This window comes from Sphingomonas sp. NIBR02145, from assembly GCF_027359115.1.
Lineage (GTDB): Bacteria > Pseudomonadota > Alphaproteobacteria > Sphingomonadales > Sphingomonadaceae > Sphingomonas > Sphingomonas kyeonggiensis_A.
In genome coordinates this window covers 3,551,770-3,565,781 of the sequence record NZ_CP114791.1, presented here as the reverse complement: position 1 = coordinate 3,565,781, position 14,012 = coordinate 3,551,770, and the positions used below count along the sequence as shown (strand labels likewise).

Sequence of the window (14,012 nt, the reverse complement as noted above, 5' to 3'; positions counted from 1 at the left end):
CTCATTCCGCCGCCACGGCCTCGGCGGTGTCGTCGTTGAGCGGCACCGGCAGGCGGGTCAGCATTTCCTTCGGCACGACCTGCCAGAAACTGCCGAGCACACGGTCCCAGTCCTCGAGCAGTCCGGCCGCCCATTTGCTGTCGGTCGCCGCGACATGCGCCTCGACCAGCGCGCGCAGCCTGGCTTCCCAGTGCGCCGACGAAAGCCGCTGCCAGATGATGCTTTCCGGATTGGCACGCGAGGCGAAGCTGTCGTCCGGATCATAGACGAAGGCCATGCCGCCGGTCATGCCCGCACCGAAGTTCATGCCAACATCGCCGAGCAGCACCGCGGTTCCACCGGTCATGTACTCGCAGCCGTTCGCGCCGCAGCCCTCGACCACCACTTCGGCGCCCGAGTTGCGCACCGCGAAGCGCTCGCCCGCCTGGCCGGCGGCGAACAGCGTGCCGGAGGTCGCGCCGTAGAGCACGGTGTTGCCGATGATCGTGTTCTTCCAGCTCTCCACCGGCGAGCTGACCAGCGGACGCACCACGATGGTGCCGCCCGACAGGCCCTTGCCGACATAGTCGTTGCTGTCGCCGAACACTTCGAGCGTCACGCCCTTGCACAGGAAGGCGCCGAGCGACTGGCCGGCCGAGCCGCGCAGGCGGACATGAACATGGCCGTCCGCCAGCGTCGACATGCCGTACAGGCGCGTGATCTCGGACGACAGGCGCGTGCCGACCGCGCGGTGGGTGTTCCGCACATTATAGGTCAGCTGCATCTTCTCGCGGCGCGCGAAGACCGGGGCGGCGTCCTTGATCATCTGCGCATCGAGGCTGTCGGGCACTTCGTTGCGGAAGGTCGACAGGCTGAAGCGGCGCTCGGCGTCGTCGGCATCGACCTTGGCGAGGATCGGGTTGAGATCGAGATCGTCGAGATGCTCGGCGCCGCGGCTGACCTGGCGGAGCAGCTCGGTGCGGCCGATCACTTCGTCGAGGCTCTTGAAGCCCAGCCGCGCGAGGATCTCGCGGACTTCCTCGGCGATGAAGGTCATCAGGTTGATGACCTTCTCCGGCGTGCCGACGAACTTGGCGCGCAGCTTCTCGTCCTGGGTGCAGACGCCCACCGGGCAGGTGTTCGAATGGCACTGGCGGACCATGATGCAGCCCATCGCAACCAGGCTGAGCGTGCCGATGCCGAACTCCTCGGCGCCCAGGATCGCGGCGACGACGATGTCGCGCCCGGTCTTGAGGCCGCCATCGGTGCGCAGCTTCACCCGGCCGCGCAGGCCGTTGAGCGTCAGCGTCTGGTTGACTTCGGTCAGGCCCATTTCCCAGGGCGTGCCGGCATATTTGACGCTGGTCTGGGGCGAAGCGCCGGTGCCGCCGACATGGCCGGCGACCAGGATGACGTCAGCATGCGCCTTGGCGACGCCTGCCGCCACGGTGCCGATGCCGGCCGAGCTGACCAGCTTGACGCAGACACGCGCGCGCGGGTTGATCATCTTCAGGTCATAGATGAGCTGGGCCAGATCCTCGATCGAATAGATGTCGTGGTGCGGCGGCGGCGAGATCAGCGTGACCCCCGGCGTCGCGTGGCGCAGCTTGGCGATGAACTCGGTAACCTTGAAGCCGGGCAGCTGCCCGCCCTCGCCGGGCTTGGCGCCCTGCGCGACCTTGATCTCGATCTCGTCACAGGCGTTGAGATATTCGGCGGTGACGCCGAACCGGCCCGAGGCGATCTGCTTGATCGTCGAGTTGGCGTTGTCGCCATTCTCGTAAGGCGTGTAGCGCGCCTTGTCCTCGCCGCCCTCGCCTGACACCGCCTTGGCGCCAATGCGATTCATCGCGATCGCCAGCGTCTCATGCGCCTCGGGGCTCAATGCACCCAGCGACATGCCCGGCGTGACGAAACGCTTGCGGATCTCGGTGATCGCCTCGACCTGGTCGATCGGCACACCCTGATCCGGGAAATTGAACTCGAGCAGGTCGCGCAGATAGACCGGCGGCAGGTCGCGCACGCCGCGCGAGAAGGCCATGTAGGACGAGTAGCTGTCGGTCGATACCGCCGTCTGCAGCAGGTGCATCAGTTGCGCCGAATAGGCATGCGTCTCGCCGCCATGGCGCTGGCGATAGAAGCCGCCGATCGGCAGCGTCGCGACGCCGCGGTCATAGGCCAGCTCGTGGCGCATCATCGCCGAGAGGTGGAGCGAGGCATAGCCCTCGCCCGAGATCTTGGCGGGCATGCCCGGGAACAGGTCGTTGACCAGCGCGCGGCTGAGACCGACCGCCTCGAAGTTGTAGCCGCCGCGATAGGAGGAGATCACTGCGATCCCCATCTTCGACATGATCTTGAGCAGGCCCTCGTCGATCGCCTTGCGATGGCGCTTGAGGCACTCCTCGATGCTGATGTCGCCGAACAGGCCGCGGCCGTGGCGATCCGCGATCGAGGCTTCGGTCAGATAGGCGTTCACCGTGGTCGCGCCGACGCCGATCAGCACCGCGTAATAATGGGTGTCGAGGCATTCGGCCGAACGGACATTGACGCTGGCATAGGAGCGCAGGCCGCGGCGGACGAGATGCGTGTGCACCGCCGCCGCCGCCAGCACGCCGGCGATCGCCGCGCGATCGGCCGAGACATGCTCATCGGTGAGGAACAGCTCGGTGCAGCCGGCGCGGACCGCCTGCTCGGCTTCATAGCGGATGCGCTTGATCGCCTCGCGCAGGTCCTCCGGGCTGCCGCCCGCCGGGAAGGTGCAGTCGATCTCGGCCGACTGGCTGCCGAAATGGGCGCGCAGCCGCTCCCAGTCGCCATTGGTCAGCACCGGGCTTTCGAGCACCAGCACCTTCGAGCCCCCGCCATCGGCATCGAGAATGTTGGCCAGGTTCCCGAAGCGCGTCTTGAGCGTCATCACCTGGCGCTCGCGAAGGCTGTCGATCGGCGGGTTGGTGACCTGCGAGAAATTCTGGCGGAAGAACTGGCTGATCAGCCGTGGCTTGTCCGAGATGACCGCCAGCGGCGTATCGTCGCCCATCGAGCCGATCGCTTCCTTGGCGGTCTCGACCATCGGAGCAAGGATCAACTCCATGTCCTCGAGCGTCTGCCCTGCCGCAACCTGGCGGCGCGTCAGCTCGGCACGGTCGAAGCGCAGCGGCGCTGCCTCCGGCTCGGGCAGGTCCGCCACGGTCATGAACTCGCCGATCATGCCGGCATAGTCATGCTCGCCGGCGACCTGGTCCTTGATCGCCTTGTCAAAGAGCAGCACGCCCTGATCGAGATCGACGGCGATCATCTGGCCCGGACCCATCCGGCCCTTGGCGACCACGGTCGATTCGGGAATCTGGACCATGCCGGTCTCGGAGCCGACGATCAGCAGTCCATCGCTGGTCTGGGTGTAGCGCAGCGGACGCAGCGCATTGCGGTCGACGCCGGCAACCGCCCAGCGACCATCGGTCATCGCCAGCGCGGCCGGACCGTCCCACGGCTCCATCACCGAGGCGAGATACTTGTACATCGCCCGGTGCCCCTCGGGCGTCGTATCGTCCCATGCCTCGGGCACCAGCATCAGCTTGGCGGTCGGCGCGTCGCGGCCCGAGCGGCAGATCGCCTCGAACACCGCGTCGAGCGCGGCGGTGTCCGATGCGCCCGCCGGGATCACCGGCTTGATGTCTTCGCTGCGCTCGCCGAACGCGATGCTCGCCATCTTGATCTCGTGGCTGCGCATCCAGTTCTTGTTGCCGCGGATCGTGTTGATCTCGCCGTTATGGGCAAGGCAACGGAACGGCTGCGCCAGCCACCATTGCGGGAAGGTGTTGGTCGAATAGCGCTGGTGGAAGATCGCGACGCGGCTGGTGAAGCGCTCGTCCTTGAGGTCCGGATAGAAGTCCGACAGGCTCTCGGCGAGGAACAGCCCCTTGTAGATGATCGAGCGGGTCGACAGCGAGCAGATGTAGAAGCCGCTGATCTGCGCGGCGATCACCGCCTTCTCGATCCGGCGGCGCACCAGATAGAGCTCCTTCTCGAACTCGGCGGCGTCCATCGCGTCCGGCTGCGGACCGGCGATCATGATCTGCTCGATCTCGGGGCGCGTCGCCTGCGCCTTCATGCCGATGACCGAGACATCGACCGGCACCTGGCGCCAGCCATAGATGGTGTAGCCCGCCTCAATGATCTCGGACTCGACGATCGTACGGCATGCTTCCTGCGCGCCCAGATCGGTGCGCGGCAGGAACACCATACCCACGGCCAGCCGGTTCGGCAGCACGCGGTGCCCGCCCGCGGCGATCGCATCGTCGAAGAAGCGCACCGGCAGGTCGACATGCAAGCCTGCACCGTCGCCCGTCTTGCCATCGGCATCGACCGCGCCGCGGTGCCACACCGCCTTCAGCGCATCGATCGCCGACTGGACGACGCGGCGCGAGGGCTGCCCGTCGGTCGCGGCAACCATGCCGACGCCGCAGGCATCGCCCTCGAACTCGGGACGGTACATGCCCTCGCGAGCCAACCGCTCACGTTCGGTGGAAAGGGTGCTGATCATTGCTGCCTCGAACTGCTCGTTGCCGTGCGTACTGCCTGCCGCACCTTGGGAAGAATTGCCTGGGCCACGCGCTGCCCGGTTGTGACGCTGTTGTTGACCACCGCGGTCGCCAGCGCCCCGGTGAGCGCATGTTCCTTCGTGCCGACGGGCGATGCCCGATAGGCCACCACCACGGGATCCGCCTTGGCCGCGGCCACTTCGGCGGCGCCGCCCGGCGAGGAGAAGCTGCGGATCACGCGCGCCGATTGCGGACTGGCATAATAGCGCTCGATCTCGACCAGCTCGGCGAGCGAGAAATGCTCCCGATAGAATGCCGCGACGGTATCGGTCAGCGCCGGTGCGAAGGCCGCGTCATATTGCTCGCCGGCGCCCTGCTGGGCCGCGCGCAGCGCCGCATCGCGTGCCGCCGGGTGCTGCTTGAAAAGTGCCCGGCTCCCCGCGTCACTCTCAAGCCCCTCGGCGAACTTCTTCACAAAGGAATCGACAAATGCCTGCCGTGCGTCAGCACTGGGCGCGAAGGTGAGGTTCGCGATACGCTTCGCGAGCGCGGCAGCGGGCGATGCCTCGGCCACGCCCTGCGCGAGCAGCGGCGCCGGCGCCAGGAGCGGCGCGAGCAGCAGCGTCGCGGCAAGGCGCCACGCCTTCACTGGCCGCCCTTCTTCTTCGCCAGATACTCCGCCGCAGCGCGGGTCGCGAAACCTTCCATCTGCGGGCGATTGGCGGCGACCAGCTTGAGCGCCCAAGCCTGGCTGGCCGCGGCGATCTTCGGGTTGAGGCTGCCCATCTTCTGCGCCGCGGTGCTGCCGGCGAACGCCATCAGCGCCGGATAATCCTCGGGCGTCATCTTCGCCATCACCGCCGCCATTGCCGCCTGCTGCATTTCCTGCGGCGACTGGCCCGGCGCGTTGCCCATCGCCTCATAGACTTCGGCGCGCACCTTCTGGCCCGTCGGGCTGGCGAAGAAGGTCAGCGTGTCGGCGATCTCGCCCGGGGTGAGCTCGGCCTTGAGGATGGTCTCGATCTCGCCGCGCAGCGACGGCAAAGCCGCGACCAGGATGCGCGTGAACTGGCCGCGCAGCTGCCCGCCGACCTGCTCGCGCAGCCCGGGATTGGCGTCATAGGCCGCCTTCATCTTCGGGTCGGCGGCCAGCTGCTGGTCCATGCCGAGGTCGAAGGCGCGGCCGGCGATGCGCCCGATCGAATCCTCGGGCGCCATCAGCGCGACGAGCTTCTGGAGATCACCTTCGGCCGCAGGCGCGCTCACCGGCGCGGCGGCAAAGGCCGAGGCCGGGAGGGCGGCGACACCAAGGGCAAGGGCGGCAAGCAAGGGCTTCATCGGGACGACTTCCTCAGGCAGCCCGCGCGGTATCGGCACGGGCGCGCATCCAGGCATGCATGTGCGCCGCGACATCGCGGCCGTCGCGAATCGCCCAGACGACGAGACTCGCGCCGCGGACAATATCGCCCGCTGCGAAAACGCCGTCGAGGCTGGTCATCATCGTGCGCCCGTCGGTGCGCAGCGTGCCCCAGCGGGTGACGCCCAGTTCCTCGGCACCGAACATCCGCGGCAGGTCCTCGGGCTCGAAGCCGAGCGCCTTGATGACGAGATCGGCCTTGAGCTGGAACGCGCCGCCCGGATCGACTTCCGGCGCACGGCGGCCCGAGGCGTCGGGCGCACCGAGGCGCATGCGGCTGGCGCGCACGCCGGTGACCGTGTCGACGCCGTCAAAGGCTTCGGGGGCGGAAAGCCAGACGAACTCGACGCCTTCCTCCTCGGCATTGGCGGTCTCGCGCTGCGAACCCGGCATGTTGGCACGGTCGCGACGATAGAGGCACTTCACCGAGGTGGCCCCCTGGCGCACGGCGGTGCGCACGCAGTCCATCGCGGTGTCGCCGCCGCCGATCACCACGACATGCTTGCCGTTGGCATCGAGGCTGCCATCATCGAACGCGGGCACGGCATCGCCAAAGCCCTTGCGGTTCGACGCGGTGAGATAGTCGAGCGCCTCGACGATTCCCTTGGCGCCGACGCCGGGCGCCTGGATGCCGCGCGCCTTGTAGACGCCGGTGGCGATCAGCAGCGTGGTGTGGCGCTTGCGCAGTTCCTCGAGATTGGCCTCGCGGCCGACTTCGAAGCCGAGATGGAAGACCACGCCGCCCTGCTCGAGCCGCTCGATGCGGCGCATGACGACATGCTTCTCCAGCTTGAAGCCGGGAATGCCATAGGTGAGCAGCCCGCCGGCGCGATCATGCCGGTCATAGACATGCACGTCATAGCCATATTCGCGGAGGTATTCGGCGGCGGCGAGCCCGGCCGGGCCCGCACCGATGATGCCGACCGACTGGCCGCGCGCCGGGCCGACCGCGACCGGTTCCACCCAGCCTTCTTCCCAGGCGGTGTCGGTGATGAACTTCTCGACCGAGCCGATGGTGACCGCACCATGCCCCGAGAACTCGATCACGCAATTGCCTTCGCACAGCCGGTCCTGCGGGCAGATGCGGCCGCAGATCTCGGGCATGGTCGAGGTGCTGTTCGACAGCTGATAGGCTTCGCGCAGCCGCCCCTCGGCGGTCAGGCGCAGCCAGTCCGGGATATGGTTGTGGAGCGGGCAGTGCACCGAGCAATAGGGCACGCCGCATTGCGAGCAGCGGCTGGCCTGTTCCTCGGCATTGGGCACCGCATAGCGATCCGCGATCTCGCGGAAATCCTCCGCACGCAGTTCCGCCTCGCGCTTGCCGGGATAAGCCTGCGCCGTTCCAACGAATTTGAGCATCGTTTCCGCCATGCAGCGCGCCTAACGCCGCAAGCGAGTCGATAAAAGTCAGTAAAGCTGACCTATATTGTGTTTTTCGGCGGTTTCGGCACAAATTTGAAAGATTATTGCGCCATTTTATGGCCGATTCGGACCTTATCGCATCGAGAGCCAGGCGATCGCACCGATGCCGGCGATGATTCGGTACCAGGCAAAGGGTGCGAAGCCGTGCTTGGAGACGATGCCGACGAACAGCTTGATGACCACGATCGCGACGAGGAAGGCCGTGACGAAGCCGATCCCGATCTCGTCCCAGCCGACCCGGGCCGATGCGATCGCGTCGCGATTCTTGGCGAGCTCGAGCACGGTCGCACCGAGCATGGTCGGGATGGCGAGGAAGAAGCTGAACTCGGCTGCGGTGCGCCGCTCGACGCCCAGGCTGAGCGCGCCCATGATCGTTGCGCCCGAGCGGCTGACGCCCGGGATCATCGCGATGCACTGGATGAAGCCGATGCCGATCGTGCGGACCAGCGGGATCTCGGCAATGCCGTGGATCGTGGCGGTCTTCGCCAGCCGCTCGATCACCAGGATGGCGATACCGCCGATTACAAGCGCCCAGGCCACCACCATCGGCTGGCCAAGCAGCGCCTCGATATGCTTGTGGAGCGCGAGGCCGATCACCGCCGCCGGGATGAAGGCGATCAGCAGGTTGCGCACGAAGCGGATCGAGACCGGGTTCAGCTTGATGAGCCCTTCAGCCACTGCCCAGAAGGTCCGCCAGTAGAGCACGACCACCGCCAGGATCGCGCCGAGCTGGATGACGACGTTGAACATCCCCCAGGTCGCGGAATCATAGCCCATCAGCTCGGAAGCGAGGATCAGATGCCCGGTCGACGAGACCGGCAGGAATTCGGTGATCCCCTCGACAATGCCGAGGAGGATCGCGACGAGGGTTTCGCTCATGCGAGATCAGGCTCCGATGCGCCGACGGGCGCGGATAGAAAGGGTCAGGCGGCGAGCTTGCCGAAGCGGCCATGGCGCCGGTAGCGCACCAGCCAGGCCGGTGCGGCGGTGGCGAGCGGCGTCGGCACCACGCCCAGCGCGGCGAGCCCGGGCAGGTCGCCCGCGACATTGTCCGCCTGGAGCATGCGCCACTGGTCGCGCGTGATCGGCGTGCCCGGCAGTGCCGCGATCAGCGCGCCGATCGCATCGGGCAGCTCGACAAAGGTCGGGTTGTGGCCCGTCGCCCCTGCCAGCCAGCGGAACAGGCCCGCCATGGTCAGCGTGTCGGCACCGGCCAGCGCATAGGTCTTGCCCGCATGCGCTTCCGGATCGGCGAGCGCGGCGGCGACTGCCCTGGCGACGTCGACGACATAGACCGACTGGAAGCGCACGTCCGCGCGCAGCACCGGCACCACCGGCCCCATGCCGACCATCGCGGCGAAGCGATTGGTGAACTGGTCCTCGCGGCCGAAGATGAAGGACGGGCGCAGGAGGATCGCGTCCGGGAACGCCTGGCGCACCGCCGCCTCGCCCGCCGCCTTGGTCCGGCCATAGGCGGAGGCGGAATCCGCCTCGGCGCCCAGCGCGGAGAAATGGATCAGCGTCCCGACACCGGCCGCCTTGGCGGCTTCGGCGACATTGCGCGCGCCCCCGGCGTTGACGGCATCGAAATCGCCCTTGAGCACGCCGGCCAGGTTGATGACGGCGTCGGCGCCGGCCACCGCGGCGGCGACCGAATCGGGCCGGGTCACGTCGGCGGCGACGAACTGGGTCTGGCCGAGATCGCCGAGCGGCTTGAGGAACCAGGCGTCGCGCGGACGGCGCTGCGCGATGCGCACCCGGGCGCCCGCGGCAAGCAGTTCCTGGGCAACATAGCGGCCGACGAAACCGCCGCCGCCGATCAGCACTACGAGTTTGTCCTTCATGCCCTTTTCCCGGCTTCCCGCCTTGTAGAATATGCCTCGCGGCAGACCCCTATCCCATGCCCCGCACCGGGCGGGGAGGCAAGCACCACATGGTTTGGGTGCGCCATGCCTGCGACCGGCGGTGGCCTAGACTTTCCGCGAGACGCAGCGAAAGCCGATATGGCTGGTCGCGCTATCGATCTGCTGGGGATGGCGCGCCGCCGGCCGGTAGCGCTGGCAATAATTGACCGCGCACAGATGCGAGCCGCCCTTGAGCACCCGCCGCCCGATCTTCGCTCCCGGCGCATGCGACTCGAAACTGTCGCCGATCGTGGCGCCGCGCGGGTTCACCGCCTCGCAGCAGCTGCCCTTGCCCGGCTGCGGCGCGCCATACCAGTCGCGCGTCCACTCCCAGACATTGCCGATCATGTCGGAAAGGCCATAGCCATTGGGCGGGAAGCTGCCGGCCGCCGTCGTGCGATACTGGTCGTCGGGCTTGAGCGTCGCGAAGGGGAACATGCCCTGCCAGTAATTGGCGAGGATCGCGCCGCCCGGCGCCAGCTCGTCGCCCCAGGCATATTCCTTGTCGACCAGCCCGCCGCGCGCCGCGAACTCCCATTCGGCCTCGGTCGGCAGCGCCTTGCCCGCCCATTTGGCATAGGCATCGGCATCCTCGAACGCGACATGGACGACCGGATGGTCCTCGATCCCCGCGATGCTGCTGTCCGGACCGGTCGGATGCCGCCAGTCGGCACCGGGCACGAACGCCCACCACTGGCCATGATCGTCGAGCGATACCGGCTGGGGCGTGCGCTGGAAGACCAGCGAACCCGGCACCGCCAGCGCCGGGTCCATCCCCGGATAGTCCTTCGGATCGGGAGCCTTCTCGACAAAGGTCCGGTATCCGGTCGCGTCGATGAACGCGGCAAACTGCGCGTTGGTGACCGGCGTCGCATCGATCCAGAAGCTGTCCACCCGCACCCGGCGGAGCGGGCGCTCCTCCTCGTAGAATTGCTCCGATCCCATCATGAAGCTGCCGCCAGGGATCAGCTTCATGCCCTGGTGCGAGACCGGGCGGGCGGCGGAGCGGGGCGCGACCTTCTTCATCGCCCTTCCTATGCGGGTCCGCCGCCCCGCCGATCAAGCCCGCGCGTCAGCCGCCCGTCGATCAACCGATCGTCATCAGGCTGGCATTGCCGCCGGCCGCGGTGGTGTTGATCGAGATCGACACTTCCTCGAGCAGCAGGTCGAGCGGATAGCCCGAGGCACCGGCCGCGAAGAGCGAGACGATCGGTCCCTCGCGCCCGGCCAGCTCGGCGGCCAGCGGCCCGGCCTCACCCTCGACCAGCGCAGCGGCAAGCGGCTCGGCGGCATCTGGCGCAAAGGCAGCGGCGACATCCGCCGGCAGGCCTTGCGGCAGCGGCACGCCCTCAATCGTGCCGCGATTGCCGGTCGCCAGCACCGCCGCCATCTGCTCGTACAACCCCGCCGGCGTCTCCGCCCGCAGCAGCACCCGGCCACGCGGATGGAGTGCATAGAGGTTGCGCTCGCCCACCGGCCCTGGCAGCTCGCGCTCCAGCCCCAGCGCCGATTCCGCGCCGTAGCGCCGCGCGGTCGCCGCCGCCCTGTCCTCGCCCTGCGCATCGAGCCAGCCGATGAACCCGGCGAGCAGCGTCGGCGCCGCACTGGTCGATTCGACCGCGACCGGCGCATCCGCGACCATCCGCCCCAGATAGAGCGGCCCGCCTGCCTTGGGCCCGGTGCCCGAAAGCCCGCGCCCGCCGAACGGCTGCACGCCGACGATCGCGCCGATCACATTGCGGTTCACATAGAGATTGCCCGCCTTCACCCGTGCGGTGACTTCGGCAACGGTCTCGTCGAGCCGGGTGTGCAGGCCGAAGGTCAGGCCATAGCCGGTCGCGTTGATCGCATCGATCAGTTCGCCCAGATCATCACGGGCGTAGCGCAGCACGTGCAACACCGGACCGAACACTTCGCGCTCGACATCGGCGATGGCATCGATCTCGATGATCGTCGGCGGCACGAAGGTGCCATGCCCCGCGGCAGCCGGCAGGTCCTGCTGTTCGATCCGATGGCCGCGCGACCGCATCTGCGCAATGTGGTTCTCGATATTGCCGCGCGCCTCGGCAGTGATCACCGGGCCGGTATCGACATTGAGCGCATCGGTCCGCCCGATGCGCAGTTCCTTGAGCGCGCCCTTGAGCATCGCCAGCGTGCGATCGGCGACTTCCTCCTGCAGGCACAGGATGCGCAGCGCAGAACAACGCTGGCCGGCGCTGTCAAACGCCGAGGCGATGACGTCCGCCACCACCTGCTCGGCCAGCGCGGAGCTGTCGACGATCATCGCATTCTGCCCGCCCGTCTCGGCGACCAGCGGGATCGGCTTGCCGGCGGGCGACAGGCGGGTAGCGAGCTGGCGCTGGATCAGCCGGGCGACTTCGGTCGAGCCGGTGAACATCACCCCCGCCGCCTCCGCCGCGCCGACCAAAGCCGCGCCGATCGGACCGTCGCCCGGCACGAGCTGCAGCGCATCCGCCGGCACGCCCGCGTCATGGAGCAGCGCCACCGCCTGGGCGGCGATCAGCGGCGTCTCCTCGGCCGGCTTGGCGAGCACCGGATTGCCCGCGACCAGCGCCGCGGCAACCTGGCCGGTGAAGATCGCCAGCGGGAAGTTCCACGGGCTGATGCAGACCACCGGACCCAGCGGCACTTGCCCGGCCCCGAAGGTTGCCCGAGCCTGCGCCGCATAATAGCGCAGGAAATCGATCGCCTCGCGCACTTCGGCGATCGCATTGGGCAGCGACTTGCCCGCCTCGCGCACGATCAGCCCGAGCAGCACCGGCATCCGCGCCTGCATCGCATCGGCGGCACGCTCGAGCATCGCGGCACGCTCGGCGACCGGGGTGGACGCCCAGTCCGACGCAGCCGCGCGTGCGACCGCGGCCGTCGCAGCCTCGGGCGAGGCCTCGACCACCACGCCGACTTCGTCGCGATGATCGGCCGGGTTCAGCACCGTGCGTTTCGTGCCCAGGCCATCTGCCGGCGCCGAACGCCAGTCGATCGCGGCGCTCTCGCGCAGCGCCTCGCTCAGCGCCGCCAGCGCATCTTCATCGCTCAGGTCGAGCCCGTCCGAGTTACGGCGATCGGGATAGAGCGCATGCGGCAGCGCGATCTGGTCGTGCGGCGCACCCGGCTTCGCCATCGCCAGCACCTGCTCGACCGGATCGGCGACAAGCTCGGAAACCGGGATCTCCGGATCCGCGATCCGGTTCACGAAGGAGGAGTTGGCGCCATTCTCCAGCAGGCGGCGCACCAGATAGGCAAGCAAGGTCTCATGCGTGCCGACCGGCGCATAGATGCGGCACGGCCGGTTGAGCTTCGCGCTACCCACCACCTGCTCGTAAAGCGGTTCACCCATGCCGTGCAGGCACTGGAACTCGTACTTGCCGACCGCGAAGTCCGGGCCGGCGAGCTGGTAGATCGTCGCCAGAGTCTGGGCATTATGGGTGGCGAATTGCGGGAACACCCGGTCGGTCGCCGCCAGCAGCTTGCGGGCGCACGCGACATAGGCGACGTCGGTGTGGAGCTTGCGGGTATAGATCGGGAAGCCGTGAAGCCCGTCGACCTGGGCGCGCTTGATCTCCGCATCCCAATAGGCGCCCTTGACCAGGCGCACCATGATCCGGCGGTGCGCGCGGCCGGCCAGTTCGATGATCCAGTCGAGCACGAAGGGGCAGCGCTTGCCATAGGCCTGGACGACGAAGCCGAGCCCATCCCAATTGGCCAGGTCCGGATCGAGCGCCAGGCTCTCGAGCAAGTCGAGCGACAGCTCCAGCCGGTCGGCTTCCTCGGCATCGATGTTGAGGCCGATATCGTAGTGGCGCGCCAGCGCTGCCAGCGTCTTCACCCGGGGCAGCAGCTCGCTCATCACCCGGTCGGCCTGGGCGCGGCTGTAGCGCGGATGCAGTGCCGACAGCTTGATCGAGATGCCCGGTCCTTCATAGATGCCGCGCCCGGCGGACGCCTTGCCGATCGCATGGATGGCATTCTCGTAATCGCGGTAATAGCGCTCTGCGTCCGCGCCGGTCGTCGCTGCCTCGCCAAGCATGTCATAGCTGTAGCGGAAGCCCTTGGCCTCTTCGTGCCGCGCGCGCTTCAATGCCTCGGCGATCGTCTCGCCGGTAACGAACTGCTCGCCCATCATCCGCATCGCCAGGTCGATCGCCTTGCGGATCACCGGCTCGCCGGCGCGCGCGACCACCCGCATCAGCGCGGCGCCCAGCCCGCGATCATCGGCGCTGTCGACCAGCTTGCCCGTCACCACCAGCGCCCAGGTCGCCGCGTTGACGAACAGCGACTTGCCGCCGAGATGCGCGCGCCAGTCGCCATCGGCCAGCTTGTCGCGGATCAGCGCGTCACGGGTGGCGTCGTCGGGGATGCGCAGGAGCGCCTCGGCCAGGCACATCAGCGCCACACCCTCCTCGCTCGACAGCGCATATTCCTGGACCAGCGATTCGACCGCGCCGCTGCGCTTGCGGGCGCGCAGCCCGGTGACGAGCTGCGTAGCGGTTGCACGGATCGCGGCGCGGGTGCCCTCATCAAGCGTCGCCGCCGCGATCAGCGGGGCCAGCGCCTCGGCCTCATCACGCCGATAGGCGGCGGTGATCGCCTGGCGGAGCGGAGTCGGCTCGCGGACGGGTGGAGCAAAGGCAGCGAAGGGCGCGGGCTGGGTCATAGGCACAATATAATCGCTTCGCGCAGGTCGATCCGACTTATCCGCGCCACTTCGCAGGCGGGATCGCCATATTATCG

Annotated in this window: 8 protein-coding genes; all 8 read right to left on the bottom strand. The window is 68.1% G+C overall.

What is annotated here, in order from left to right; translation table 11 throughout:
- Position 1: 1 nt before the first annotated feature.
- The 8 genes from gltB to putA all read right to left on the bottom strand — a co-directional run bounded on the left by gltB (position 2) and on the right by putA (position 13,935).
- Complete coding sequence (gene gltB / locus O3305_RS16150; protein WP_269573444.1) at positions 2-4,519, bottom strand: glutamate synthase large subunit; 4,518 nt, start codon at positions 4,517-4,519, stop codon at positions 2-4.
- The gene (locus O3305_RS16145; protein WP_269573443.1) at positions 4,516-5,166 is read right to left on the bottom strand and encodes a hypothetical protein; all 651 of its coding nucleotides are present in this window, start codon (positions 5,164-5,166) and stop codon (positions 4,516-4,518) included. Before O3305_RS16145 ends, gltB begins: the two co-directional genes overlap by 4 nt.
- The gene (locus tag O3305_RS16140; protein WP_269573442.1) at positions 5,163-5,855 is read right to left on the bottom strand and encodes a DUF2059 domain-containing protein; all 693 of its coding nucleotides are present in this window, start codon (positions 5,853-5,855) and stop codon (positions 5,163-5,165) included. The genes O3305_RS16145 and O3305_RS16140 overlap by 4 nt, the downstream gene beginning before the upstream one ends.
- A 13-nt stretch (positions 5,856-5,868) precedes the next feature.
- The gene (locus tag O3305_RS16135) at positions 5,869-7,305 is read right to left on the bottom strand and encodes an NAD(P)-dependent oxidoreductase (protein ID WP_269573441.1); all 1,437 of its coding nucleotides are present in this window, start codon (positions 7,303-7,305) and stop codon (positions 5,869-5,871) included.
- Positions 7,306-7,428: 123 nt separating this feature from the next.
- A complete protein-coding gene (locus O3305_RS16130) occupies positions 7,429-8,235 on the bottom strand; it encodes an undecaprenyl-diphosphate phosphatase (protein WP_269573440.1) in 807 nt (268 codons plus the stop codon).
- 44 nt (positions 8,236-8,279) lie between these two features.
- Positions 8,280-9,200, bottom strand: a complete 921-nt coding sequence (locus tag O3305_RS16125; RefSeq protein ID WP_269573439.1) for a complex I NDUFA9 subunit family protein — start codon at positions 9,198-9,200, stop codon at positions 8,280-8,282.
- Between the two features lie 126 nt (positions 9,201-9,326).
- Positions 9,327-10,235 carry a formylglycine-generating enzyme family protein gene (locus O3305_RS16120; protein WP_269576540.1) on the bottom strand — a complete coding sequence of 303 codons (909 nt, stop codon included), beginning with the start codon at positions 10,233-10,235 and terminating at the stop codon, positions 9,327-9,329.
- Between the two features lie 112 nt (positions 10,236-10,347).
- On the bottom strand, positions 10,348-13,935 hold the full coding sequence (putA, locus tag O3305_RS16115) for a trifunctional transcriptional regulator/proline dehydrogenase/L-glutamate gamma-semialdehyde dehydrogenase (RefSeq protein ID WP_269573438.1): 3,588 nt from the start codon (positions 13,933-13,935) through the stop codon (positions 10,348-10,350).
- Between the last annotated feature and the right edge of the window lie 77 nt (positions 13,936-14,012).